Annotated in this window: 25 protein-coding genes; 16 read left to right on the top strand and 9 right to left on the bottom strand. The window is 68.4% G+C overall.

The window, feature by feature from the left end; all coding sequences use genetic code 11:
* From U5809_RS25235 to U5809_RS25220, 4 genes are read left to right on the top strand one after another with little or no spacing between them, the layout of a single operon-like run.
* Entirely contained in the window at nucleotides 1-918 is a 918-nt protein-coding gene (locus tag U5809_RS25235) for an ABC transporter permease subunit (RefSeq protein WP_096508485.1), read from the top strand.
* 2 nt (nucleotides 919-920) lie between these two features.
* Nucleotides 921-1,919, top strand: coding sequence for an ABC transporter ATP-binding protein (locus U5809_RS25230; RefSeq protein WP_282506159.1), 999 nt, complete (start codon nucleotides 921-923; stop codon nucleotides 1,917-1,919).
* Nucleotides 1,916-2,932, top strand: a complete 1,017-nt coding sequence (locus U5809_RS25225) for a peptide ABC transporter ATP-binding protein (RefSeq protein WP_282506158.1) — start codon at nucleotides 1,916-1,918, stop codon at nucleotides 2,930-2,932. The genes U5809_RS25230 and U5809_RS25225 overlap by 4 nt, the downstream gene beginning before the upstream one ends.
* On the top strand, nucleotides 2,925-4,070 hold the full coding sequence (locus tag U5809_RS25220; protein WP_282506157.1) for a TraB/GumN family protein: 1,146 nt from the start codon (nucleotides 2,925-2,927) through the stop codon (nucleotides 4,068-4,070). The genes U5809_RS25225 and U5809_RS25220 overlap by 8 nt, the downstream gene beginning before the upstream one ends.
* A 567-nt stretch (nucleotides 4,071-4,637) precedes the next feature.
* Here the strand turns inward: U5809_RS25220 and pxpA are convergent.
* The 3 genes from pxpA to pxpB are packed head-to-tail and all read right to left on the bottom strand — an operon-like array spanning nucleotide 4,638 to nucleotide 7,179.
* Nucleotides 4,638-5,402 (bottom strand): 5-oxoprolinase subunit PxpA, encoded by a 765-nt coding sequence (pxpA, locus tag U5809_RS25215; protein ID WP_034190296.1) that lies wholly within the window; start codon nucleotides 5,400-5,402, stop codon nucleotides 4,638-4,640.
* Between the two features lie 56 nt (nucleotides 5,403-5,458).
* The gene (locus tag U5809_RS25210) at nucleotides 5,459-6,526 is read right to left on the bottom strand and encodes a biotin-dependent carboxyltransferase family protein (RefSeq protein WP_322088517.1); all 1,068 of its coding nucleotides are present in this window, start codon (nucleotides 6,524-6,526) and stop codon (nucleotides 5,459-5,461) included.
* Complete coding sequence (pxpB, locus tag U5809_RS25205) at nucleotides 6,523-7,179, bottom strand: 5-oxoprolinase subunit PxpB (protein WP_322088516.1); 657 nt, start codon at nucleotides 7,177-7,179, stop codon at nucleotides 6,523-6,525. Before pxpB ends, U5809_RS25210 begins: the two co-directional genes overlap by 4 nt.
* A gap of 148 nt (nucleotides 7,180-7,327) precedes the next feature.
* Between pxpB and U5809_RS25200 the strand changes: the two genes are divergently transcribed.
* Nucleotides 7,328-7,840, top strand: coding sequence for a winged helix DNA-binding protein (locus U5809_RS25200; protein ID WP_322088515.1), 513 nt, complete (start codon nucleotides 7,328-7,330; stop codon nucleotides 7,838-7,840).
* A 71-nt stretch (nucleotides 7,841-7,911) separates the two neighbouring features.
* On the opposite strand, the gene U5809_RS25195 is transcribed toward U5809_RS25200, so the two are convergent.
* A complete protein-coding gene (locus tag U5809_RS25195) occupies nucleotides 7,912-8,520 on the bottom strand; it encodes a 5-formyltetrahydrofolate cyclo-ligase (RefSeq protein WP_322088514.1) in 609 nt (202 codons plus the stop codon).
* An 8-nt stretch (nucleotides 8,521-8,528) separates the two neighbouring features.
* Here U5809_RS25195 and U5809_RS25190 point away from each other — a divergent pair, with 8 nt between their 5' ends.
* The 4 genes from U5809_RS25190 (at nucleotide 8,529) to U5809_RS25175 (ending at nucleotide 13,452) form a co-directional block, all read left to right on the top strand.
* Entirely contained in the window at nucleotides 8,529-10,481 is a 1,953-nt protein-coding gene (locus U5809_RS25190) for a lytic transglycosylase domain-containing protein (protein WP_322088513.1), read from the top strand.
* A gap of 59 nt (nucleotides 10,482-10,540) precedes the next feature.
* Nucleotides 10,541-11,500: a complex I NDUFA9 subunit family protein gene (locus U5809_RS25185; RefSeq protein ID WP_322088512.1), complete on the top strand. Its 960-nt coding sequence runs from the start codon at nucleotides 10,541-10,543 to the stop codon at nucleotides 11,498-11,500.
* Nucleotides 11,501-11,566: 66 nt separating this feature from the next.
* On the top strand, nucleotides 11,567-12,214 hold the full coding sequence (locus tag U5809_RS25180; protein ID WP_176050745.1) for a glutathione S-transferase family protein: 648 nt from the start codon (nucleotides 11,567-11,569) through the stop codon (nucleotides 12,212-12,214).
* Nucleotides 12,211-13,452 carry a multifunctional CCA addition/repair protein gene (locus tag U5809_RS25175; protein WP_322088511.1) on the top strand — a complete coding sequence of 414 codons (1,242 nt, stop codon included), beginning with the start codon at nucleotides 12,211-12,213 and terminating at the stop codon, nucleotides 13,450-13,452. The genes U5809_RS25180 and U5809_RS25175 overlap by 4 nt, the downstream gene beginning before the upstream one ends.
* 46 nt (nucleotides 13,453-13,498) lie before the next feature.
* Here the strand turns inward: U5809_RS25175 and U5809_RS25170 are convergent, their stop codons facing one another.
* Nucleotides 13,499-14,281 (bottom strand): XRE family transcriptional regulator, encoded by a 783-nt coding sequence (locus U5809_RS25170; RefSeq protein WP_322088510.1) that lies wholly within the window; start codon nucleotides 14,279-14,281, stop codon nucleotides 13,499-13,501.
* Nucleotides 14,282-14,696: 415 nt separating this feature from the next.
* Here U5809_RS25170 and U5809_RS25165 point away from each other — a divergent pair, with 415 nt between their 5' ends.
* Nucleotides 14,697-16,547 carry a M24 family metallopeptidase gene (locus U5809_RS25165; RefSeq protein ID WP_322088509.1) on the top strand — a complete coding sequence of 617 codons (1,851 nt, stop codon included), beginning with the start codon at nucleotides 14,697-14,699 and terminating at the stop codon, nucleotides 16,545-16,547.
* A 19-nt stretch (nucleotides 16,548-16,566) separates the two neighbouring features.
* Here U5809_RS25165 and U5809_RS25160 read toward each other — a convergent pair whose 3' ends face one another.
* The 4 genes from U5809_RS25160 to flgA all read right to left on the bottom strand — a co-directional run bounded on the left by U5809_RS25160 (nucleotide 16,567) and on the right by flgA (nucleotide 20,472).
* A complete protein-coding gene (locus U5809_RS25160) occupies nucleotides 16,567-17,922 on the bottom strand; it encodes an SGNH/GDSL hydrolase family protein (RefSeq protein WP_322088508.1) in 1,356 nt (451 codons plus the stop codon).
* A gap of 163 nt (nucleotides 17,923-18,085) precedes the next feature.
* Nucleotides 18,086-18,526, bottom strand: a complete 441-nt coding sequence (locus U5809_RS25155) for a flagella synthesis protein FlgN (protein WP_176050740.1) — start codon at nucleotides 18,524-18,526, stop codon at nucleotides 18,086-18,088.
* 259 nt (nucleotides 18,527-18,785) lie between these two features.
* On the bottom strand, nucleotides 18,786-19,115 hold the full coding sequence (gene flgM, locus U5809_RS25150; RefSeq protein WP_282506148.1) for a flagellar biosynthesis anti-sigma factor FlgM: 330 nt from the start codon (nucleotides 19,113-19,115) through the stop codon (nucleotides 18,786-18,788).
* Between the two features lie 118 nt (nucleotides 19,116-19,233).
* Nucleotides 19,234-20,472: a flagellar basal body P-ring formation chaperone FlgA gene (gene flgA / locus U5809_RS25145; protein WP_322088507.1), complete on the bottom strand. Its 1,239-nt coding sequence runs from the start codon at nucleotides 20,470-20,472 to the stop codon at nucleotides 19,234-19,236.
* Nucleotides 20,473-20,676: 204 nt separating this feature from the next.
* Here flgA and flgB point away from each other — a divergent pair, with 204 nt between their 5' ends.
* The 6 genes from flgB to flgG are packed head-to-tail and all read left to right on the top strand — an operon-like array spanning nucleotide 20,677 to nucleotide 25,291.
* Nucleotides 20,677-21,165 carry a flagellar basal body rod protein FlgB gene (gene flgB, locus U5809_RS25140; protein WP_282506146.1) on the top strand — a complete coding sequence of 163 codons (489 nt, stop codon included), beginning with the start codon at nucleotides 20,677-20,679 and terminating at the stop codon, nucleotides 21,163-21,165.
* Between the two features lie 37 nt (nucleotides 21,166-21,202).
* Complete coding sequence (gene flgC, locus U5809_RS25135) at nucleotides 21,203-21,628, top strand: flagellar basal body rod protein FlgC (protein ID WP_176050736.1); 426 nt, start codon at nucleotides 21,203-21,205, stop codon at nucleotides 21,626-21,628.
* A 43-nt stretch (nucleotides 21,629-21,671) separates the two neighbouring features.
* Nucleotides 21,672-22,421, top strand: a complete 750-nt coding sequence (flgD, locus tag U5809_RS25130; RefSeq protein WP_176050735.1) for a flagellar hook assembly protein FlgD — start codon at nucleotides 21,672-21,674, stop codon at nucleotides 22,419-22,421.
* Between the two features lie 27 nt (nucleotides 22,422-22,448).
* On the top strand, nucleotides 22,449-23,690 hold the full coding sequence (flgE, locus tag U5809_RS25125; protein WP_322088506.1) for a flagellar hook protein FlgE: 1,242 nt from the start codon (nucleotides 22,449-22,451) through the stop codon (nucleotides 23,688-23,690).
* A gap of 19 nt (nucleotides 23,691-23,709) precedes the next feature.
* On the top strand, nucleotides 23,710-24,468 hold the full coding sequence (gene flgF, locus U5809_RS25120) for a flagellar basal-body rod protein FlgF (RefSeq protein WP_282506144.1): 759 nt from the start codon (nucleotides 23,710-23,712) through the stop codon (nucleotides 24,466-24,468).
* A 34-nt stretch (nucleotides 24,469-24,502) separates the two neighbouring features.
* Entirely contained in the window at nucleotides 24,503-25,291 is a 789-nt protein-coding gene (gene flgG, locus U5809_RS25115) for a flagellar basal-body rod protein FlgG (protein ID WP_166962600.1), read from the top strand.
* The last annotated feature ends 1 nt before the right edge of the window (nucleotide 25,292 follow it).

Below are 25,292 nucleotides of genomic sequence, written 5' to 3'. Positions count from 1 at the left end.
ATGAGCAATCTGCAAAACACCCTGCCGACCGAATCCGCGCCGGCCGGCGGCCGTGCGCTCGCGCTGCGCGAGTTCTGGGCCAACTTCTCGCGCAACCGCGGCGCCGTCGGCGCCGGCATCGTCGTGCTCGTGCTGATCCTCGTCGCGCTGCTCGCGCCGCTGATCGCGCCGCACAGCCCGGTCGAGCAATACCGCGACTACGTGAAGATCCCGCCCGCATGGCTCGACGGCGGCAACTGGAAATTCATCCTCGGCACCGACGAAGCAGGCCGCGACATTCTTTCGCGGCTGATGTTCGGCGCGCGGATGTCGTTCTGGATCGGCTTCGTGTCGGTCGTGCTCGCGCTGATCCCCGGCATCGTGCTCGGGCTCGTCGCCGCGTTCTTCCAGAAATGGGCCGACACGCCCGTGATGCGCATCATGGACGTGCTGCTCGCGCTGCCGTCGCTTCTGCTCGCGGTCGCGGTCGTCGCGATCATCGGCCCGGGCCTCACCAACACGATGTTCGCGATCGCGATCGTCGCGCTGCCGGCCTATGTGCGCCTCACGCGCGCATCGGCGCTCGGCGAGCTGCAAAAGGAGTACGTGACGGCGTCGCGCGTGGCCGGTGCCGGCACGCTGCGCCTGATGTTCTCGCAGGTGCTGCCCAACTGCACGGCGCCGCTGATCGTGCAGGCGACGCTCGGCTTCTCGTCGGCGATCCTCGACGCGGCCGCGCTCGGCTTCCTCGGCCTCGGCGTGCAACCGCCGACCGCCGAGTGGGGCGCGATGCTGGCCTCCGCGCGCGACTACATCGACAACGCGTGGTGGATCGTGACGATGCCGGGCCTGTCGATCCTGATTTCGGTGCTCGCGATCAACCTGCTCGGAGACGGGCTGCGCGACGCGCTCGATCCCAAACTGAAACGGATGGCGTGAACATGAGCCAAGATCTTCTGACCATCCGCAATCTCGCGGTGAACTTCAATGGCCTGCCCGCTGTCGACCGGATCAACATGTCGATCGCGCCGGGCGAGGTGGTGGGCGTCGTCGGCGAATCGGGCTCGGGCAAGAGCGTGACGATGATGGCGCTGATGGGCCTGATCGACGCACCGGGCAAGGTGACGGCCGACGAGGTCACGTTCAACGGCGTCGACCTGCTGAAGGCGTCGCCGAAGGCGCGCCGCAAGATCGTCGGCAAGGACATCGCGATGGTGTTCCAGGACGCGCTGACGAGCCTGAACCCGAGCTACACGGTCGGCTACCAGATCAAGGAGGTGCTGAAGCTGCACGAAGGCCTGCGCGGCGACGCGCTGAACCGGCGCGCGCTCGAACTGCTCGACCAGGTCGGCATTCCCGACGCGAAGAACCGCATCGCGTCGTTCCCGCACCAGATGTCGGGCGGGATGAACCAGCGCGTGATGATCGCGATGGCCGTCGCGTGCAACCCGAAGCTCCTGATCGCCGACGAGCCGACCACCGCGCTCGACGTGACGATCCAGGCGCAGATCATGGATCTGCTCGTGAAGCTGCAGAAGGAACGCGGGATGGCGCTCGTGCTGATCTCGCACGACCTGGCCGTGGTGTCGGAGGTCGCGCAGCGCGTCGCGGTGATGTACGCGGGCGAGATCATCGAGACCAACAGCGTGCCCGACATCTTCCGTGCGCCGCATCATCCGTACACGGAAGCGTTGCTCGCGGCGATTCCCGAGCACAATAAGGGTGCGCGTCGCCTTGCCGCATTGCCCGGCATGGTGCCCGGCCGCGATGATCGCCCGTCCGGGTGCCTGTTCGCGCCGCGCTGCAAGTATGTCGTCGACGATTGCCGCAAGGCGCGGCCGGCGCTCGACACGCTGGTGTCCGGCAACGATGCGATGCGTGCGCGCTGCATCAAGCCGCTCAACGTTTCCAACCTCGACCTGACGGGAGGTGCACGATGAATGCAGTCAATCAAGCGCGTGCCATGCCGCACGACGAGGAAGCCGTACTGGTGGCCGACGGCCTCGCGAAGCACTATTCGGTGAAGCGCGGGATGTTCGGGCAGGGCACCGTGAAGGCGCTGAACGGCGTGTCGTTCTCGCTGAAGCGCGGCAAGACGCTCGCCGTCGTCGGCGAGTCGGGCTGCGGGAAGTCGACGCTCGCGCGCCAGCTCACGATGATCGAGACGCCCACGTCGGGCAGCCTGACGATCGACGGCAAGAACGTGGCCGGCGCGAGCCGCGACACGGTCGCCGACCTGCGCCGCCGCGTGCAGATGGTGTTCCAGAACCCGTTCGCGTCGCTGAACCCGCGCAAGACCGTCGAGCAGACGCTTTCCGAGCCGCTCGAGATCAACGCGAACCTGACGGCCGCCGAGCGCGCGCAGCGCATCGCGCAGATCATGCGCACGGTCGGCCTGCGGCCCGAGCATGCGAAGCGCTATCCGCACATGTTCTCGGGCGGTCAGCGCCAGCGTGTCGCGATCGCGCGCGCGATGATCCTCGACCCGCGCATCGTCGTCGCCGACGAGCCGGTGTCCGCGCTCGACGTGTCGATCCAGGCGCAGATCCTGAACCTGTTCATGGATCTGCAGGAGCAGTTCAAGACGAGCTACGTGTTCATCTCGCACAACCTGTCGGTGGTCGAGCACGTCGCGGACGACGTGATGGTGATGTACTTCGGCAGCGTCGCCGAGCTCGGCGACAAGGCAACGATCTACGCGCGGCCACGCCACCCGTACACGCGGGCGCTGATGTCGGCGACGCCGGCGATCTTCGAGGAAGACCGCCGCGTGCAGATCAAGCTGCAGGGCGAACTGCCGTCGCCGCTCAATCCGCCGTCGGGCTGCGCGTTCCACCAGCGCTGCCCGTATGCGGTCGAGCGGTGCCGCGCGGAGGAGCCGAAGCTGCGCGAGGTCGATGGCCGGCAGGTGGCGTGCCATCGTGCCGAGGAGGTAGGGGAGGCGAATGCCTGATGTGTTGGCGGCGCGCGTGTCCGGCGTGCGCCGTGCGGGGACAAGCGGCGCGCGCGTGATGCGCGCGTACCGCTACGCGCGGCGCTGGAGCGTGCGTACCGTCACGGGCGCGGCGCTGGCCGGCGCGTGCGTGGCGGCCAGCCTCGTGGTTCCCGTCGAATCCGCGCGCGCCGAAGGGCGCGCGCCGGCCACTTCACCGATCCATCCGTCGCAAGTCCCGCCGCCCGGCATGAGCCTGCCGGGCTTCCACGCACCGTCCGTATCGGACGGCACGGTGTCGCGCGGCACGGTGCGCGTGCAGCCCGCGCGCATGCCGTTCTACGTCGCGACCAAAGGCAACGTCACGCTCTACGTGCTCGGCACGCTGCATACGGGCGATCCGTCGGATTACCCGAGCGCGCAGCCGTTCCGGCCGCGCATCCTCGCGGCGCTCGCCGCGTCGCCGACGCTCGCGCTGGAGCTGTCGCCCGACGATCTGCTCGAATCGCAGGACGACGTGTCGAAGTACGGCGTGTGCCGCTACCCGTGCCTGCAGCGCCTGCTGCCCGAACCGCTGTGGCAGCGGCTCGCGGCGCGCCTGCGCGGCAACCCGGCCGCGCTCGCCGAGATCCGCAAGATGCGGCCGTGGCTCGCGGCGCTCGTCGTCGAGACCTACGATTCGCTGTCGGCCGGCCTGCAGACCGAATACGGCACCGAGGCACAGCTGCAGAACGTGTTCCTGAAGAAGAAGGGCGGCCGCGTGATCGGGCTCGAGACGCTCGCCGAACAGATGCGCGCGTTCACCGGGCTGACGCTGGCCGAGCAGCGCGAGATGCTCGCGCAGGACATGGTGCAGACGCCCGCGCAAAACGCCGACGACATCAAGGCGCTGCACCGGCTGTGGCGAATTGGCGACGCCGATGCGATTTCCGCGTGGGCCGTCGCGAAGAGCGAGCGGCTCGCGCGTTCGAAGGCGCTGTCGGCGTCGATCGACAACAAGATCGTGTACGAGCGCAACCGGCGCTTCGTTGCACGAATGACGGCAATCGCCGCGCCGAACCGGCCGCTGTTCGTCGCGATCGGCGCGCTGCATCTGGGCGGCCCGCGCGGCGTGCTCGAATTGTTGCGTCAACAAGGTTACAGCGTCGACGCGAACTGAGCGTCGTCGTCGCGTCCGAACCGATCCTCCCCTGTTTGATTGACGTCGCGTGGGCACGTCAAACGCCTGTATGGGCGCGCGATTCGATAAGGAAAACCCTCGATTCGTCGGAAAATAGCGTTTCAAACGATTGACATCCCGTTCTGCCAATATCTATTCTTCGATCCACAAGTTGAAAAAATGAAAAGAATAGAAAAAGTTCTACGGGGTAGCAGAAAATAAAGCGCGGGGTTAGCGCGTTGCCGGCACGTGGTGCATACGTGCCGGCCGCGGAAAGTGTCTGCATGTACGGCGGGGCCAATCATCGTCGGACAACAAGAATGCATGCAGGCCGACTTGCACATAAGCAACGCTCCGTCGTCTGACCGGGGAATGCAGTGATCGGGCGGCGGCGGACGTTTTTTAATCCGGAAGATTTTTCCGGTCACCGTCGAAAGACGGTTTCGGGGGGTGCATCGACAGACGGCGAAGCCGCAGCGATTGCGCCAACGGAAAAGCGCCACGAGGGCGCTTTTTTCTTTTGTGCGGCCGATACGCGCAACGTGCGTTGCACGGGATGAATGCGCGTCACGCGCCCTCGTCGGCCTGCAGTGCGCCGGGCGCGACGACGTCGACGCCGGCGGCCTCCAGCGCCGCGCGAATCCGCTTCGCGAACGCCAGCGCATGCGGCCCGTCGCCGTGCAGGCAGACGGTCTGCGCGTTGAGCGGCACCCATTCGCCGCTCAGGGCGCGCACCTGCCGGTTGCGCACCATGTCGAGCGTGCGCGCGAGCACGGCGTCTTCATCGTCGATCAATGCGCCGGGCTGGCTGCGCGGCACGAGCGAGCCGTCCGCGCGGTAGCCGCGATCGGCGAACACTTCTTCCACGGCGGCGAGCCCCGCATGCCGCGCGGCCGCGACGAACACGCTGTTGGCGAGCCCGAACACCGCGAGCGACGGATCGAAGTCGTGGATCGCGGACACCACCGCATCGGCGATCATCGGGTCGCGCGCGGCCTGGTTGTACAGCGCGCCGTGCGGCTTCACGTGGGCGATGCGCCCGCCTTCGGCCTGCGCGATCGCCGACAGCGCGCCAAGTTGATAGAGCACGCCCGCGTAGATGTCGCCGGCCGGCAGCTGCATTTCCTTGCGGCCGAAATTCTCCGGATCGTGAAAGCTCGGGTGCGCGCCGATCGACACGCCTTTCTGCACGGCCCAGCGCACACAGTCGCGCATCGCGTTCGCGCCGCCTGCATGCCAGCCGCATGCGATGTTCGCCGACGTGACGAGGTCGAGCAGCGCCTCGTCCGATCCGCATCCTTCGCCGAGATCGGCATTCAGATCGATTTCCATGTTGTTCCTCGTCCACTGATGGCGTGGCGCGTCTTTCGTTACTGCTTCCGCCATTGTCACGCTGCGCGCGATTGGGCGCGGCGGCGCGCTTCTTCTCGCATGTCGATCGCAACGTCGATCTGCCGCAGATAGGCACGTTCTGCGGAGAGGGCGGCGTGCGCGGCGTCAGGTGTCGTGCGCACGAAGCGGATCGGCAGGTTGAGCCGCGCCTGTGCGAGTTTCCACAGATCGGCGCGGATCACCGTGCCGATCTTCGGGTAGCCGCCGGTGGTCTGCGCGTCGTGCATCAGCACGATCGGCTGGCCGTTCGGCGGTACCTGGATCGTACCGGGCAGCACCGCGTGCGACAGCAGCTCGACGGGCCGCTCGCGCACCAGCTCGGCGCCGGCGAGGCGGTAGCCCATCCGGTTGCTGTTCGCGGTGACGAGCCATTCCTCGTCCCAGAACGCCTGCTGCGAATCGGCCGCGAACGATGCGTAGTCGGGGCCCGGCAGCACGCGCACGGGCATCGCCCACGGCGCATGCGCGGGGCGGTGACGGCGCGGTGGCTCGTCGACGCGTACGAAGGCGCACCACGCGGGCGCCTTCACGCCGAATTCGGGCGCATCGGCCGCGAGGCAGCCCGCGCCGGCCGGTGGCACGCCGACCGGGAGCCGGTCGCCGTCGCGCAGCGTGCGGCCGCCGAGGCCGCCGAAGCGCGACGCGAGATCGGTACTGCGCGAGCCTAGCATCGGCAGCACGTCGATGCCGCCCGCGATGCACAGATAGCCGCGCATTCCACGTTTCGCGGCCGGCAGCACGAGCGTCTGCCCGGCCTCGACCGGCAGGCTCCACCACGAATACACGCGCTGGCCGTCGAGCGTCGCGCCGAACTCGGTGCCGGTGATCGCGATGCGCGTCGCGCGCGTGAAGCGGAACGTGGCGGGGCCGATCGTGACTTCGACAGCCGCCGCGTCGGGGCGGTTGCCGACGAGCCGGTTGCCGACCTCGAGCGCGAGGCCGTCGAGCGCGCCGCCCTGCGCGACGCCGAGGTGGCGTGCGCCGCGGCGCCCGAGATCCTGCACGGTCGACAGCGGGCCGGCGCGCAACACCTCGATGGTGCCCGGTGCGTTGCTCTGGGTCATGACGCGTCGACTCCCGCAATGGTGAAGCGCACGCGATCGCCGGGCAGCAGCAGCGTCGGCTGCGGCCGCGCCGGATCGAACAGCACCTGCGACGTGCGGCCGATCAGCTGCCAGCCGCCGGGCGACGTGGCCGGGTAGATGCCCGTCTGCGCGCCGCCGATGCCGACCGAGCCGGCCGGCACCTCGAGGCGCGGCGCCGCGCGGCGCGGCGTGTGCAGCGACGCGTCGAGGCCGCCGAGATACGCGAAGCCCGGCTGGAAGCCGACGAAGAACACGACATAGTCGCCAGCCGCGTGGCGGGCGACGACTTCGTCGGCCGGCAGGCCCGTGTGGGCGGCGACGGCCGCCAGGTCGGGGCCGGCGGCACCGCCGTACTCGACCGGAATCTCCACTTCGCGGCCGTCCGCGTGCTCGACGTCGGCCGTCTCCCACGCGTCGCGCAGCGCGGGCGTGAGCGATTCGGCCGTCGCGGCGAGCGCGTCGAACACGATGGTCAGGTTGTTCATGCCCGGCACGACGTCGATCACGTCGGGCCACGCGCGCGCGGCCTCGGCAACGGCCCAGACGCGGCGCTGGCAGTCGAGCGTGGCGGGCGGCGGCACCTCACAGACGAGGGCGGCATCGCCGAGCGGATAAATGCGGGGTTGCGTCATCGGACTGGCACGGTTCGGACGGCAATGTTAGCGCACATTGTCAATAAAATATCGACAACTTCCCAATAAGCGTTTTCGCCTAGCCCGTATGTCCGGGCTTCTGGCGTACACTCGGCACTCCCTGTCATCCGGCTTGCTCCGCCTTTCCATGAAGCGTCCTGCGACCAAGATCGTGTCATCCGAACACCTCGTTTCCGATTCGAGCGCGGAGCTGTCGGAGCTCGAGTACGGGCTCATCATGGCAGGCAACGCTTTCAACCGGTGGATGGTGCGCTGCATGTCGGCAGCCGGCGCGAAGGACATGACGGCGGTCGAGGTGTCGCTGCTGCATCATGTCAGCCATCGCGAACGCAAGAAGAAGCTCGCCGACATCTGCTTCGTGCTCAATATCGAGGATACGCACGTCGCGACCTATGCGCTGAAAAAACTGATCGCCCGCGGCTATGTGAAGAGCGAGAAGAACGGCAAGGAAGCGTTCTTCTTCGCGACCGACGCCGGCCGCGACCTGTGCCTGAAATATCGCGAGGTGCGCGAGCACTGCCTGATCGAGACGCTGAAGGACAGCGGGCTCACCAACGAGCAGATCGGCGACGCGGCGCAGTTGCTGCGCCACGCATCGGGCCTCTACGACACGGCCGCGCGCGCGGCGGCGTCGCTGTAAACGATTGCGGGGACCAGGGCGCGCGGGCCTGCGCTGACGGGCGCGAGACGACCGCGGCGCCGCGCGCCGCGTCATCCGGCGTCCGGGTAGAGCGCGCCGTCGGTCACGATCCAGCGCAGTGCGAGATCGTGTGCTTCGGCCGGCAGCGCATCGACGCGGCATGCTTCATACGCGATGCCGACCGTCACGGGCAGGGCGTCGGCCGGCCATGCGGCAAGCGTGCGGTCGTAGTAGCCGCCGCCGTAGCCGAGCCGGTAGCGCTGCGGATCGAATCCGACACAGGGAATCAGCAACAGGTCGGGCACGACGACGATTCCCGACGCCGGTTCCGGAATCCGGTGATGACCTTCGCGCATCGGTGTATGCGCATCCCACGCATGGAACGCGAGCGGCGTGTGCCGCTCGCCGATCACGGGCAGCGCGGCACGCCGGCCGGCATCTGCCGCGCACCACGCGAGCACCGCATCGCGCGCATCGAATTCACCGGGCAGCGGCCAGTAGAACCCGACCGTGCGCGGCGCCAGACGGTCGAGCAGCGTACGCAGCCGCGCGTCGAGCGCGGCGTTCGCGGCAGGCTGCGACGCGGCGTCGCGACGCGCACCGGACAGCGTTTTGCGCAGCGCAACCTTCGGGTTTGGCACAGGGTTGCATGCTATGCTTTCGCTCACTTCGCGCTCCATTCAAAACGATGTCGAACAGCCTTTACCGAGTATATCGCGCGGTCGCGCTGACGCTTTCGGCCACCGCGCTCGTCGCGGGCACCGCCGCGTGCGCCGCACCGAACGACGATGCGGTCTCCGGGGACGACCAGACCTTCGTGCAGCTTCGTGAAGCCGCACGCCGCAACGACGCCGCGAAAGCCGCGCAGCTCGCGTCGATGATCCCGAACTATCCGGTCCCGTCCTACGTCGAGTATTTCCAGATCAAGCCGCAGCTGTTCGATTCGACGGGCCGTGCGCGCGTCGATGCGCCGGACGCACCGGTGCAGTCGTTCCTGCAGCGCTACGACGGCCAGGCGATCGCCGACCGCCTGCGCAACGACTACCTGCTCGTGCTGGGCGCGCGCCACGACTGGCGCAACTTCGACGACCAGTACAAGCGCTTCGTGCTCGACGACGACACGCAGGTCAAGTGCTATGCGCTCGAATCGCGCGCGGCGCGCGGCGAGAACGTCGCCGATGCGGCGCGCGCGCTGCTCGTCGAGCCGAAGAACTACGGCGACGCATGCGTCGACCTGATCACCGCGTTGACCGTCAACCAGCAGTTCACGAGCGACGACGTGTGGCAGCAGGCGCGCCTCGCGTACGAGCAGAACTACACGACGCTCGGCGGCAAGATCGTCGACGCGCTCGGCCCGCGCCCGGTCGGTTTCGACCAGGCGACGAGCGCGCCGCCGCTGTACCTCGCGCGCGGCGTCGGCGCCGACGCGACGTCGCACCAGCTCGCGCTGATCGCGCTCGGCCGCATGGCGCGCAACGATCCGGACGCGGCCGCCGGCATGCTGACGACGGTCGCGCCTTCGCTGACCAAGCAGGAACAGGCGATCGCGTGGGGCGCGATCGGCTACCAGGGCGCGATCAAGCGCTCGCCGCTCGCGTCGGTCTGGTACGCGAAATCCACGAATGCGCCGCTGTCGAACCCGGGCTACGAATGGCGCACGCGCGCCGCGCTGCTCGCCGGCAACTGGCCGATGGTGCGCTGGTCGATCGAGCAGATGCCGCCGTCGCTGCGCGACGATCCGGCGTGGATCTACTGGCATGCGCGCGCGCTCAAGCAGAGCGGCGACACGCTGCAGGCGAACCAGGAATTCGAGCAGGTCGCGGGCCAGTTCAACTTCTACGGGCAGCTCGCCGGTGAAGAGCTCGGCCAGCGCACGTCGATCCCGCCGCGCACGAAGGTGAGCGACGCCGAGGTCGACGCGATGGGCAAGATTCCGGGCTTCGCGCTCGCGCAGCGCTTCTATGGGCTGAACCTGCGCCTCGAAGGCAACCGCGAATGGAACTGGCCGCTGCGCGGGATGACCGATCGCCAGCTGCTCGCGGCCGCCGAATACGGCAAGCGCGTCGAGCTGCTCGACCGCACGGTCAACACGGCCGACCGCACGAAGGCCGAGCACGACTTCACGCTGCGCTACCCGTCGCCGTACCGCAACATCGTCGAACGCTATGCGCAATCGACCGGCCTCGACGTCGAATGGGCGTACGGGCTGATCCGCCAGGAATCGCGCTTCATCATCAGCGCGCGTTCGTCGGTGGGCGCGGGCGGCCTGATGCAGCTGATGCCGGCCACCGCCCAGATGGTCGCGAAGAAGCTCGGCATGGGCACGATCACGCGTGCGCAGATGCACGACATCGATACCAACATCCAGCTCGGCACCTGGTATCTGGCGGACATCTACAACAACTTCGACAGCTCGCCGGTGCTCGCCACCGCCGGCTACAACGCGGGCCCGGGCCGGCCGCGCCAGTGGCGCCAGGTGTTGACGCAGCCGGTCGAAGGCGCGATCTTCGCAGAAACGATTCCGTTCAACGAGACGCGCGACTACGTGAAGAACGTGCTGTCGAACACCGTCTACTACGCGGCGCTCTTCGAGGGCAAACCGCAGTCGTTGAAGAAACGTCTAGGCATGATCTCGCCCTGATACGCAATCTTCACACTGCCGCGCGAGACGCGGCAGTGTTCTTTTGAGGCTCTCACGACATGGATCGCCAGACCGTCGCGCTGCTGGGCGGCACCGGCTTCATCGGCAGCCGGCTCGTCAATGCGCTGATCGACGCCGGCAAGCAGGTGCGGATCGGCACGCGCCGGCGCGACCACGCGCGCCACCTGCAGATGCTGCCGGTCGAGATCGTCGAGCTCGAAGCACTCGACACGCGCACGCTCGCGCGCTTCGTCGCCGGCGCGCATGCGGCGATCAACCTGGTCGGCGTGCTGCACGGCGGCCGAGGTACGCCGTACGGGCCCGGCTTCGAGCGCGCGCACGTCGCGCTGCCGGCCGCGCTCGCGACCGCCTGCACCGAGGTGGGCGTGCGGCGCCTGCTGCACATGAGCGCGCTCGGCGCCGATTCGCGCGGCGCAAGCATGTACCAGCGCTCGAAGGGCGACGGCGAGGCCGCGCTGCATGCGATCGCGGCGACCGATTCGCTCGCGTTGACGATCTTCCGCCCGTCGGTCGTGTTCGGCCCCGGCGACGCATTCCTCAACACGTTCGCGAACCTGCAGCGCACGGTGCCCGTGCTGCCGCTCGCGATGCCCGATGCGCGTTTCCAGCCGGTATTCGTCGGCGATGTCGTACGCGCGTTCGTCAACACGCTCGATCTCGCGGCTGCGCACGGCAAGACCTACGAACTCGGCGGCCCGACCGTCTATACGCTCGAGCAGCTGGTGCGCTATTGCGGCACGCTGGTCGGCCGGCAGGCACGCATCGTGCGGCTGCCCGACGCGCTCGCGCGGCTGCAGGCGAGCGTGTTCGAATGCCTGCCCGGCGAGCCCGTGCTCACGCGCGACAATCTCGCGACGATGTCGGTGCCGAACGTGCTGTCGGGGCCGCTCGCGCCGGAACTCGGGATCTCGCCCGCGAGTCTCGAAAGCATCGCGCCCGCGTATCTCGGCGAAGCCACGAAACGTTCGCGGTTCGACTGGTTCCGCTCGCGCCGCTAGCGTCCGCGCGCATTGCCGTCGTCCGGCCCCTTTCCTTTCCCTTTTCGCGTTGTCCGGAACCCCGTCATGAAACTCGTCATTGGTGACAAGAATTACTCGTCGTGGTCGATGCGGCCCTGGTTGCTGCTCGCGCATTTCGGCATCCCGTTCGACGAGATCGCGGTCGAGCTGCGCCGCGACGACACGGCCGCGCGCATCCGCGAATACTCGCCGACCGGCAAGGTGCCGTGCCTGATCGACGACCACGGCGTCGCGATCTGGGATTCGCTCGCGATCGCCGAGACGCTCGCCGAGCGCTATCCGCAGTTCCCGATGTGGCCGGCCGATCCGCTGGAGCGGGCGCATGCACGCTGCGTGTCGGCCGAGATGCACTCGGGCTTCGCGGCGCTGCGCACGCAGATGGGCATGAACGTGCGCGCGTCGATGCCGGGGCGTGGCGCGACGCCAGACGCGCTCGCCGACGTCGCACGCATCGATGCGCTGTGGAGCGCATGTCTCGAGGCGTCGGGCGGGCCGTTCCTGTTCGGCGAATTCGGGATTGCCGATGCGATGTACGCGCCCGTCGTGATGCGCTTCAACACGTATGAGCCGGGCCTGTCGCCGGACGCGGCCGGCTATGCGGCGCGCGTGACGGCGCTGCCGGCCGTGCAGCGCTGGATCGACGCCGCGCGCCGCGAAACGAACGTGATCGCCGAATACGAGCCCACGCCATGAACATTTACGCGGTAGGCGGAGCGATCCGCGACGAATTGCTCGGCGTGCCCGTGCAGGACCGCGACTACGTGGTGGTCGGCGCGACGCCCGAGCAGATGGCCGCGCAGGGCTTCCGGCCGGTCGGCAAGGATTTCCCGGTGTTCCTGCATCCGCGGACGCAGGAGGAGTACGCGCTGGCGCGCACCGAGCGCAAGACGGCGGCCGGCTATCACGGCTTCCAGTTCCATTACGCGCCGGACGTGACGCTCGACGAGGATCTCGCGCGGCGCGACCTGACGGTCAACGCGATGGCGCGCGAGGTGAGCCCGGAGGGTGCGCTGGTCGGGCCCGTGATCGATCCGTTCGACGGCCAGGCCGACCTGCGCGCGCGCGTGTTCCGGCACGTGAGCGACGCGTTCGTCGAGGATCCGGTGCGGATCCTGCGGATTGCGCGCTTCGCCGCGCGGTTTGCCGATTTCACGGTGGCGGACGAAACGCTCGCGCTGATGCGGCGGATGGTCGACGCGGGCGAGGTGGACGCGCTGGTGCCCGAGCGCGTGTGGCAGGAAATCGCGCGCGGGCTGATGGAGGCGAAGCCGTCGCGGATGTTCGCGGTGCTGCGCGAGTGCGGCGCGCTCGCGCGCATCCTGCCCGAGGTCGACGCGCTGTGGGGCGTGCCGCAGCGCGCCGACTATCACCCGGAAGTCGATACCGGCGTGCACGTGATGATGGTCGTCGACTACGCGGCGAAGCAGCGCTATTCGCTGCCGGTGCGCTTCGCGGCGCTCACGCACGATCTCGGCAAGGCGACGACGCCCGCGGACGTGCTGCCGCGCCACGTCGGCCACGAAGGCCGCAGCGTCGATCTGCTCAAGCCGTTGTGCGAGCGGCTGCGCGTGCCGAACGAATGCCGCGATCTTGCGCTCGTGGTCGCGCGCGAGCACGGCAACCTGCATCGCGTGATGGAGATGGGCGCGGCCGCGCTGGTGCGCTTGTTCGAGCGCAGCGATGCGTTGCGCAAGCCGGCGCGTTTCGCCGAGATGCTGCAGGCGTGCGAATCGGATGCGCGCGGTCGGCTCGGGCTCGATGCGCAACCGTATCCGCAGGCCGAGCGGCTGCGCGTCGCGCTCGCGGCCGCGCGTAGCGTCGATGCCGGCGCGATCGCGCGCGGCATCGGCAACGACGCGGAGAAGATCAAGGATGCCGTGCATCGCGCGCGGATCCGGGCCGTCGCGCAAGCGCTCGAGATCGACGAGTAGGGGCGACGAATACGGGGAAGAACAGGGTGGCGCGCGTTCGCGGCCGTTACGACTTCTTCTTGCGCGCCGGGGTGGCGGCCGCCGGGCGTTTGCCGGTGGACGCGAGCGGTTTCGCCGAAGCCTTCTTTTCCGCGGCGCCGGCCCTGGCCGGCCGGGCTGCCTCGGCGTCGCGGTCGCTGCGTTTGGAGGCCGGCGCGGCGCGGCGGCTCACGCGCGGCTCGCCGGGCGCCGGCGGTCGGATTTCCATCGTCGCGGACACCAGTTCGGCGCACCTGTCGTCGAACAGCGGCAGCGTGCCGACCGCGATCAGCTCGGCCGGCCCGTCGCCGACGTTCGCGACGCGATGCCGCTTGCGTGCGTCGAAGTGCAGCGAATCGCCGGGCGCCAGCGGGTAGACCTTCTTGCCGACCGTGTAGCAGATGCGGCCGGCCAGCACGTACACGAACTCGTCGCCGCCATGTGACACCCATTCCGAACGGTAGCCTTCCATCATCCGCACCTTGAGCGCGTTGACCTGGCTGCCTTCGAAGGTGGTGGAGAGCCGCTCGTACCACTGCGACGTGGCGTCGAGCGCGTACGGCTTGCGGCTGCCTTCGTGCGAATCGGGCTGCGCCTGGCGCGGCTGGTCGATCAGCGCGCCGAGCGGGACGTCGAGCGCCTTGGCGACGTTGACGAGCGAAGACAGCGAGATGCCGGTGAGATGCCGCTCGACCTGCGACAGGAACCCGACCGACAGCTTCGCTTCGGTCGCGACTTCCAGCAGCGTCTTCTTCGCTTCCCGGCGCAGGCGGCGAATGCGCAGGCCGATACGCATGATGTCTGAATCCATGAATCTCTTTCGTGGCAACGAGTCGGGAGACGAGCGGAGAGGCGGTGCAGTCGCCGGGACTTGCTTTCCGCGCATCGCACGAAGCACGGCCGTCGGGACGGCGATGCCGGCGCATTGTACCGCGCAGTGCTGCCGGGCGAATTCGCGTTGTGCCGGGATCCGCGTCCGTCACGCCGATTTTAGTCCTACGAAAATTTTAGCTTGACCTCAATTTCGGCGTGCTCTAGATTCTGTCGCGCATCAAACAAAGTTAAGTGAGACAAAAATTCCCCGAAGACCTGCCGCCGGAACGGCACCGCGGGCCGGCTGTGCGCCGGGCCGCGCGTGATCCGCGCCACGGCGACGAGTCGTTTGCGGCATGCGCCATGCCGCGTCACGCCGCCGACCGCCGACAACAATGAATAACGGGCACACGATGATCGATCGACTGAAATACAGCTTCTCCGGCCTTCCCCAGTACGACGCGTCCGTCGCCGACACGCAGGCCGGCCTGTCGCGCCTGCTCGACGCGGCGCGCCTCGACGCGGTGATCGTCACGTCGCAGGACGAATACGTGACCGAGTACCTGCCGCGCAGCAACAACCCGCGCTACGCGCTGTCGGGTTTCGACGGGTCGGCCGGCTGCGGGATCTTCCTGAGCGCGGCGACCGCGCAGGCGCTCGGCGTGCCGCCGTTCGTGCTGTTCGTCGATGGCCGTTATCACCTGCAGGCCGAGCAGCAGTGCGATCCGGCGCACGTGCATATCGAGAAGCTCGGGATGAACGTGACGATCTGGCAGGCGATGGCCGACTGGCTGGTTGCACATGCGAGCCGGCTCGCGCGGGTCGGCTACGACGCGCTGCGGGTCAGCGTCGCGCAGCGCGACCGGCTGCTCGCGCAGACGCAGGCCGCGTCGCTCGACTGGACGAGCCTCGCCGATCGCGAGATCGACCGTGCGATCGCGCTGCCGGGCTGGAACGTCGAGCGGCCGATCTTCGAGGTGCCGGAAGCGATGACCGGCCTGAGCGTCGCGCAGAACCTCGACACGCTGAACCGCCAGCTCGCCGCGCACACCGGCGCGGCCGACGGCAAGACCGCGTTCTTCTCGTGCGCGTCGGACGATCTCGCGTATCTGCTGAACAGCCGCGGTTATCACATCCCGAATGCGTCGTCGCACCTCGGCTTCCTGTTCGCGGTCGGCGGGCAGGTCGCGCTGTTCCTGCCGGAAGGCTGCGACGGCTGCGAGGTCGCGCTCGATTCGTATCCGGCGCTGAACGTGATCCGCCGCGATGTGGCGGCGCTCGAGCGTTTTCTCGCGCAGTTCGCGGTCGAGCACGTGTGCTACGGCTTCGAATCGGTGAACTGCGCGCTCGTCGATGCGGTGAGCCGCGTGTGGCCGCACGCGCGGCATGCCGATTTCAACCCGGTCGAGGCGATGCGGGCGAGCAAGACGCCGGCGGTGCTCGACCGGTTCCGCGACGCGTTCGCGCGCAGCTCGGCGGCGATCGCCGAGACGATGCGCTGGGCGAAGACCGGCGAGCCGGGCGCCCGCCACACCGAATACGACCTCGCACGCACGATCAACGACGCGTACGGCGCGCGTTCGGCCGTCGCGCTGACGTTCCCGTCGATTGCGGCGAACGGCGCGAACAGCGCGTTCGCGCATTACACGGCGGCAAGCGCCGGCGTCGAGCTGACGGAAGGCGAGCTCGTGCTGCTCGACAGCGGCGCTTATTACGAAGCCGGCTTCGCGACGGACTGCACGCGCGTCGTGCTGCGCCGCACGCATCCGGACACGGTTGCGCAGCCGTGGCAGCGCGAGATCTACACGGTCGCGCTGAAGGCCTGCATCAAGGGGCTCGTCACGCGCTTCCCGAGCACGGCGACGGGCGCCGACGTCGACGCGCTCGTGCGGCAGGTGTGCCGCGACCACGGCCACGATTTCGGCCACGGCACCGGGCACGGCGTCGGGATTCACGTGCACGAGGGTGGCGTGCGGTTCGCGCCGGGCGCGAAATACGGGCTGGTGCCGAATGCGGTGATTTCGGTCGAGCCGGGCATCTACCTGGCGGGCAAGGGCGGCGTGCGGATCGAGAACATCGTGATCATCCGGCCCGACGAAACGCAACCGGACACGGTGAGGTTCGAGAACATCGTGACGGTCGGCTACGACTGGGACCTGATCGATCTCGACCTGCTCGACGACGACGAGCGCGCATACCTGCGCGACTACGAGCGGTTGTGCGTGGAACGCGGCACGCAGGTCACTGCGTGTCCGCTGCTGTAAGCGCCGCCGCCCGCCGCGATCAGTTCAGCAGGCGCGCGCGCACGAACGGTGCGATCCGCTCGGCGAGCCACGCGTGCGTGCGCGTCGTCGGGTGCAGCGTGTCCCAGAACACGAAGCGCGCCGGATCGCGGCAGTCGGCGCGCGGCGTCTGCGCGCTCAGGTAGGTGAGCGACGACGGCTTCGGGATGTCGAGACAGGCGCGCGTCGCGTCGTCGAAGCCGTACCGGGCCGGGTGGGTCAGCAGGTCGTCGAACGGCGCGTAGGCGTCGAACACCTCGAGCCGCAGCGTCGCGCCGTAGCGATCGCGCAGCGCGGCGGCCGCGTCGACGAGGCGCCGGTTGTAGTCCTTGACCTGCGCGGCGACGCTCGCCGTGTCGGCACGGGTCGCGAACACCGGCGCGCGCGACACGTCCGGCAGCGTGACGAGCATGATCCGCGTCGCGCCGGCCGCGGCGAGCCGCTCGAGGCTGTCGCGCACCGCATTCGCCGCCTGCTCGGGCGAGCGCCCGTAGTTCACGAGATCGTTGCCGCCCGCGAACACCGCGAACAGCGTGTTGGCTGGCCGGTAGTCCGGGGCGCGCTCCATGTATTCGCGCCACGAGTCGATCTGCTGCACGAGGCCCGGCACGACGAGGTGCTGGTCGGTCGCCGCACCGCCGATCGCCCAGTTGTAGAACGGCAGCCGCAGCGCGTTCGCGAGATATTCGGCCCACACGGGGCCGTTGCTGAAGCGCCCCGCATGCCAGCTCGTGCCGTTAGGCAGCTTCCACTGGCTCGCGTTGAACATGTTCTGGGTGTCGGACAGGCTGTCGCCGAACACGATCAGCTTGTTGACGCGCGCGTCCTGTTGCGCGGCGTCGATGGTCCACACCGTGTAGTTGAACGACAGCGCGTTGTTGGCCGCGACCGCCTGCGTGAGATCGGACCGGATGCCTTTCGCCGCCAGCGTCTTGCGGCACACGTCGGCGAGCGTGTCCTGCGTCGTCGTGCTGTAGAACATGTTCTTCCACTGCGTGATGCCGTCGGCCCACCAGTAGCCGGACACGCGATACCAGTCGCCGCCGGCGGGGTCGCGCGCCCATTCGTAGGTCGCGGCCGGCTTCAGCGGATCCGCGTCGATCCGGTACCAGCAACGCAGGTACGTGTAGGTATCGGACCCGCGGCGCGCGGCGCGCGACGTCGCGCCAGGCGCGCTCGATGCGGCCGGCGGCGCGACGTCGGGGCCGGCCGGCGACAGCGACATGTCGCCCGTCGGCGTGGGCAGCGGCGCGGGGCTGGCGGCCTGTGCGGCGGGGAGCGTCAGCGTGGCGGCCAGCGCCGCGACAGCGGAAGCGACGACGATGCGGCTCGACAACGGAATGCGGAAACAAGACATGCGGCCCTCTTCTGATTGTTGTGACGAGGCGGCGGCGCGGTTGCGCGGCCGTGTATCGGAAGGGACCGTGGGCGCCGGGCTCGGGCCCGGTCTGTCGAAACGTGAAGTGCCGCGAATGGCGGCGAGAGGCGGTCGATACGGTATCGGCGGTACTGCCGGCCGGTCAGCGCGTCAGCGCCGAGACGCGCCCGTCCGGGCCGTACACGCCGGTCGGCGCGGGCGCCGAGCGCAGCACGGCGAGCGCGCGCTCGTTGTAGTCCATCCGGATGCGGATCAGCATCCCGTTGTTCGCATTGGCCTGGCGCGCGCGTTCGGCGGCCTGCTGCAGCAACTGCCAGCGGCCGGCGAGGCGTGCATCGCGCTCGGCGGCCTGGTCCATGCCCTTCTTGCCGGCCGGAAAGCCGAGCGCGGAAAGCTGCGTGTCGCGCGTGCGTTCGAGCTGCGCGAGCCGGTCGATCAGCGCGGTTTTCTTTTCGACGATGCCAGGCAGCATCTCGAGCGGCTCGGCCGTCGTCAGTGCCTTTTCCTCGTAGACGAGCAGGGACGCGAACGCCTCGACCGTCGCGTGTTCGTCGTTGACCGTGGCCAGCAGCTCTTCTCTCATCGCGTCATGCTCGTCGCGCCGGCACGCGCGGTGGCGCGCCGGCAAACCGGTGGAACCGGCTAGGGCCTGCTTACGCTAATAACGGGCTCGTTCCCCTGATTGGAAAAAATCCTTTGTGGGGCTGGCCACCAGAAGGGCCGATCGCTGCGTCATACTCCTTGCGAATACGTCGAGTATTCGCTTCGTCGCAATCCTTGCGCTCGGCCCTTCTGGTGGCCAGCGCAAGCCCGTTATTAGCGTAAGCAGGCCCTGGGCCGGCTTAGTTACCCTGCGGGCGCTGCTGTTGCAGCAGCTCGCGGGCGGTATTCAATACGCCGTCGGCAATCTTGTTCGCGTCGATCGTCAACGTGCCGTTGTTCAGCGCGTCCTTGATCGACTGGACAAGGCCGGTGTCGATATCGGCGTCGCCCGACGCGGATACCGAACGCAGCTGGCCGGACAGACCCGACAGGTTCACGGTCGTGTCGCCGCCGGTCGATCCGGCGTCGGCCGCCTGCGCGGACGACTGGGCCGTGCCGGATTGCGCACGGGACGCGCCGTTGCCGGTCGGCGCCAGGGGGCTCGGGTTCGGAGTGGAATCGATTTTCACGATGGGTTTCCTGTACGGTTTGACCCAGATAACGGCCGGGTCGGCCCGAACTTTAGCACCGCGAACCCGAAATGCCCCGAATAAACAATTCTTTACACTCTTGCTGCTGAATCCGTCCCTATAGCGGAATTTCCACGGTGCCGGCGTCCTTGACGATCGCCGTGACGATCTGGCCCGCCGCCATCCGCACCCGCACCGACTGGCCCGGTGCCGCATTCGCGAGCACGCTGCCCTCGGCCGAAATCGTGAAGCCGGGCCCGGCCGCGACGACCCGCACCGTCTGGCCGGCCGACACCGACGCCGCGCTTTTCAGCAGGTCCTGCCGCAGCGGCAGGCCGGCCGAGATGCGCGCGAGCGCGGTCGAGCCGATCGCCTGCGCCGGATCGGTGATCACCGCCAGCGGCATGACCGTCAGGTCGCCGTCGCGGGCGACCAGGTCGGCCGCGGTGAGCGGCTCGCCGGGCGCGATCTGGCGCGCGGCGACGTAATAGGTGGCCTGCACGGCGACCTTCGCCTGCAGGTAGACGGTCCACGGCCGCTCGCCCGCGCAGCGCACGCCGACTGTCGTGCGGCCCCACAGGCGCGCGCCGGTCGGCAGGAACGGCTCGAGCGTCGTGCACGCGGCGAGCCCGCGCGGAAACGAGGTCGTGACCGTCGCGGTGGTCTTGCCGGGCAGGCCGGCGATCTGCTGTTGCAGGAACGCGAGGGCTGCGCGGCGGATCGTCTCGGGATCCTGCTGGCCGGGCGGCGTCGCGGGCTGGGCCGCAGTGGCGGCCGGGGCCGCGGCCGGATTCGCTGAAACCGCCGCCGCGCGCGGCGCCGGTGCGGCCGACGCGGCGCGGGTTGCGGCGACGCGTGCGGCGGCGGCCGACGGTTGCGCCGGCCGAACGGGATTCGATGCGGGCTCGGCCGTGCCGGCGACGACCGTCGCGATGGCGCTCGGGTCGGCAGCGCGCGGCTGCGCGCCGTAGCCGGCGTTCACACGAGCGGCTGCACGAACGGGCGACGGCGCGGGCGCCGGGGGCGGCACGGTCGTCACGACCATCGTGCCGGCCGGTTGCGCCGCGTAGCCGGTCGCGGCCCCTGCCGCCGAAGCAGCACGGCCGGCCTCCGGCGCGATGCCCGCACCCGTAGCCATCCCCGCATTCCCGCCGAACTGCCCGCCGTTCGCCGCGTTGGCATGCGCGAGCGCGGTTTCGGCCGTCTCGCCGCGTCCGGGAATCACGATCATCCCGTCTTCCGCGTGTGCGGCCGGTGCGGCGATCCACAGCGCCGCAGCGAGTGCAACTGCAGGCGCAAACGCACGCTGGACGTGCGTGAGCCGCCCGTTCCTTCCGCGAAGTGCGCTGCCAGTCATCGCCGTGTCCTCGATCCGTTGATCCGATGCGCATTCTAGGGAGCCGGGCCGCTGCGCAAACGATGAATAGAGGGGGCCTTTGCCGCGTTATTCGCCCGATTGCCGGTTGCGTCCGACGCCTACCATCGCTGTCATGGAAAAAAGCCTCTCGGGTCGCCATCCGGCGCGAGGGGCGTGCAGCGCTTCATACGGAGAGACGCACACATGCTGGACAAACTCGATGCGGAATTCGCGTTCGGCCGACAGGCGCTCGACGTGCGCGCCTACCGGCAGGAACTGCTGTCGTCGAACATCGCGAACGCCGACACGCCCGGCTACCAGGCCCGTGACGTCGATTTCGCGTCGACGCTCGCGCGCTCGCTGAAGCAGACGGGCGGCGGCCTGGCGCCGAGCAACGCCGCGCAGCTGCCGATGGCGCAGCCGGCCGGCGTGACGAGCGGCATGTCGATGGTGTCGACGGCGGCCGGTCACATGGCCGGCACCGCGAAGCTGATCCCGACCGGCGGCCCGTCGGACGACTACGGCCGTGCGCAGTACCGGATGCCGCTGCAACCGTCGCTCGACGGCAACACGGTCGATCTCGACGTCGAGCGCGTGCAGTTCGCGAACAACGCGCTGCACTACGAATCCGGGATGACCGTGATGACCCAGCAGATCAAGGCGATGATCGCCGCGATCTCGACGAACTCGTAAGCGCAACCGAACCCGAGCACAAGCACCAGGAGCCACCATGCCTTCGTTGATGAACATCTTCGGCGTCGCCGGTTCGGCGCTGTCCGCGCAATCGCAGCGCCTGAACGTCACCGCGTCGAACCTCGCGAACGCCGACAGCGCCACCGGCCCCGACGGCAAGCCGTACAAGGCCAAGCAGGTCGTGTTCGCAACCGACCCGATCGGCGGCGCGCGCACCGCGTCCGGCCAGGGCGTGGGCGGCGTGCGCGTGACGAAGGTGATGGACGACCCGTCGCCGATGAAGTCGACCTACGACCCGGCGAACCCGTCCGCCGACGCGAACGGCTACGTGCAGATGCCGAACGTCGATCCGGTGCAGGAGATGGTGAACATGATCTCGGCGTCGCGCTCGTACCAGGCCAACGTCGAGACGCTGAACACCGCGAAGACGCTGATGCTCAAGACGTTGACGATCGGCTCGTAAGCCGCGCGCCGACCTCACAGACCACGACAGAAGGCCACCCAGGATGACTTCCTCCAGCACGACGATCGGCAGCAACGGCACGAACGTGTCGACCCTGCCGACCGACACGATGAACACCAACAACGTGTCGTCGACCAACGGCACGTCGGCGAGCGACCTGCAGGCGACGTTCCTGAAGCTGCTCGTCACGCAGCTGCAGAACCAGGATCCGACGAGCCCGGTCGACAGCTCGCAGATGACATCGCAGCTCGCGCAGATCAACACGGTGAGCGGCATCGCGCAGCTGAACACGTCGCTGACGTCGCTGTCGACGCAGCTCACGGCCGGCCAGCAGACGCAGGCCGCGCTGCTGATCGGCACGAACGTGCTCGCGCCGGGCAACTCGGTCGCGGTGAAGAGCGGCGCGGCGTCGCCGTTCGGCGTGTCGCTCACGAGCGACGTGTCGAACCTGACGATCACCGTGAAGAACAGCTCGGGCGTCGTCGTCAACACGATCAACGCGGGCAAGCAGTCGGCCGGCACCGTGCCGTTCAACTGGACGCCGACCGACGCGGCCGGCAACGCGCTGCCGGACGGCGCGTACACGGTCAGCGCGCAGTACACGGGCACCGACGGCAAGGCCTACGCGCCGACCGTGCTGGCGGCCGCAACGGTGCAGAGCGTGATCAAGCAGGCGGACGGCACGGCGGGCCTGGTGCTGTCGAACGGTACGACGGTGGGGCTCACCCAGGTCGCGTCGATCTTCCCGAACGTCAAGACGTCGTCCACGACCGGCGACACCACCACCAACTGATCGAGCTTTCTCGAAACGGAGACCGAAATGGGTTATCAACAGGGTCTGAGCGGCCTCGCCGGTGCCTCGAACGCACTCGACGTGATCGGCAACAACATTGCGAACGCGAACACGGTCGGCTTCAAGTCGAGCACCGCGCAGTTCTCCGACATGTACGCGAACTCGGTCGCGACGTCGGTCAACACGCAGATCGGCATCGGCACGTCGCTCGGGTCGGTGCAGCAGCAGTTCGGTCAGGGCACGATCAATACGACGAACTCGTCGCTCGACGTCGCGATCAACGGCAACGGCTTCTTCCAGATGTCGAACAACGGCGTGACGACGTACTCGCGCGACGGCACGTTCCAGCGCGACAAGAACGGCTACATCGTCGACTCGCAAGGCCGTAACCTGATGGGCTATGCGGCCGGCGCGGGCGGCGTGATCAACACCGCGCAGACCGTGCCGCTGCAGGCGCCGACGACCAACATCGCGCCGACCGCGACGACCAAGATCACCGGCCAGTTCAACCTGAACTCGCAGGACACGACGCCGACCAAGACGCCGTTCAGCGCGACCGACAGCACGACCTACAACTACTCGACGTCGATCCAGGTGTACGACTCGCTGGGCGGTTCGCAGGCGGTCAACATGTATTTCGTGAAGTCGGCATCGGGCACGTGGGAAGCATACGCGGGTGTCCAGGGCGGCACGACGACCGATCTCGGCACGGTCACGTTCGATACGTCGGGCGCGATCAAGAGCACGACGACGGGCACGCCGCCGGCGCCGACCGCGTCGCTCGGCCAGTTCCAGTTCACCGTGCCGAACACCGACGGCTCGGCGACGCCGCAGAACCTCACTCTCGACCTGACCGGCACCACGCAGTACGGCGGCAAGGACGGCGTGAACAACCTCGCGCAGAACGGTTTCGCGAGCGGCACGCTGACGACCTATTCGATCGGCGCCGACGGCAAGCTGACCGGCAACTACTCGAACGGCCAGACCGCGGTGCTCGGCGAGATCGCGCTGGCGAACTTCAACAACCCGAACGGGCTGGTGAACCTCGGTGGCAACCAGTATGCGGAAACCGCCGCATCGGGCGTGCCGCAGGTCTCCGCGCCGGGCAGCACGAACCACGGCACGCTGCAGGGCAGCGCGCTCGAAAACTCGAACGTCGACCTCACGTCGCAGCTCGTCAACCTGATCACCGCGCAGCGCAACTACCAGGCGAACGCGCAGACGATCAAGACGCAGCAGACCGTCGACCAGACGCTCATCAACCTGTAAGCGCGGATAACCGGCAGCCATGGACCGACTGATCTACACGGCGATGACGGGCGCGTCGCAGTCGCTCGACCAGCAGGCGATCGTCGCGAACAACCTCGCGAACACGTCGACGACGGGCTTTCGCGCGCAGCTCGCGACGTATCGCGCGGTGCCGATGAATTTCGGCGACGGCAGCGCGATCGACCCGACGACGACGCGTACCTACGTGCTCGCGTCGACGCCCGGCGCGGATTACGCACCGGGTCCGATCACGCGCACCGGCAACCCGCTCGACGTTGCCGTGCAGGGCGCGGGCTGGCTGTCGGTGCAGGCGGCCGACGGCAGCGAGGCGTACACGCGCGCCGGCAACCTGCACGTCGACGAGAACGGCCAGCTCGTCAACGCGAGCAACCTGCCGGTGATCGGCAACGGCGGCCCGATCTCGGTGCCGCCGAACGCGGAAGTGACGATCGGCAAGGATGGCACCGTTTCCGCGCTGATGCCGGGCGACCCGCCGACGGCCGTTGCGATCGTCGACCAGATGAAGCTCGTCAATCCCGATCCGGCCACGCTCGCGCGCGGCAACGACGGGCTGTTCCGCACCGCCGACGGCAATCCGGCCGACGCCGACCCGAACGTGGTCGTCACGCCGAATTCGCTCGAGGGCAGCAACGTCAACCCGGTGACCGCGATGGTCGCGATGATCGACAACGCGCGCGCGTTCCAGCTTCAGTCGAAGCTGATCCAGACGGCCGACCAGAACGAGCAGTCGGCGAACCAGCTGCTCAACTTCAGCTGAGCGCCCCCGCCAGCTTACGCAGGAGAATCGACAAGTGAACCGTTCGCTCTACATCGCCGCCACCGGCATGAATGCGCAGCAGGCGCAGATGGACGTGATTTCGAACAACCTCGCGAACACCAGCACGAACGGCTTCAAGGCGTCGCGCGCGGTGTTCGAGGATCTGCTGTACCAGACCATCCGCCAGCCGGGCGCGAACTCGACGCAACAGACCGAGCTGCCGTCGGGCCTGCAGCTCGGCACCGGCGTGCAGCAGGTTGCGACCGAGCGCCTGTACACGCAGGGCGGCCTCACGCAGACCGGCAACTCGAAGGACGTCGCGATCAACGGCGCGGGCTTCTTCCAGGTGGTGATGCCGGACGGCACGAACGCATACACGCGCGACGGCTCGTTCCAGACCAACGCGCAGGGCCAGCTCGTCACGTCGAGCGGCTACCAGATCCTGCCGGCGATCACGATCCCGCAGAACGCGACGTCGCTGACGATCGGCAAGGATGGCGTGGTGACGGTCACGCAGGCGGGCTCGACCAATTCGGTGCAGATCGGCGCGCTGCAGATCGCGACCTTCATCAACCCGGCCGGCCTCGAGGCGCGCGGCGAGAACCTGTTCTCCGAGACGACGTCGTCGGGCGCGCCGAACGTGTCGCAGCCGGGCCTGAACGGCGCGGGCGTGCTCAACCAGAACTACGTCGAAGCGTCGAACGTGAACGTCGTGCAGGAACTGGTCAACATGATCCAGACGCAGCGTGCCTACGAGATCAACAGCAAGGCCGTGACGACGTCCGACCAGATGCTGCAGACCGTCACGCAGATGAAGAGCTAAC

Source organism: Burkholderia sp. BCC1999 (genome assembly GCF_905339975.1).
Lineage (GTDB): Bacteria > Pseudomonadota > Gammaproteobacteria > Burkholderiales > Burkholderiaceae > Burkholderia.
This window is presented reverse-complemented; position numbering and strand designations above follow the sequence as displayed.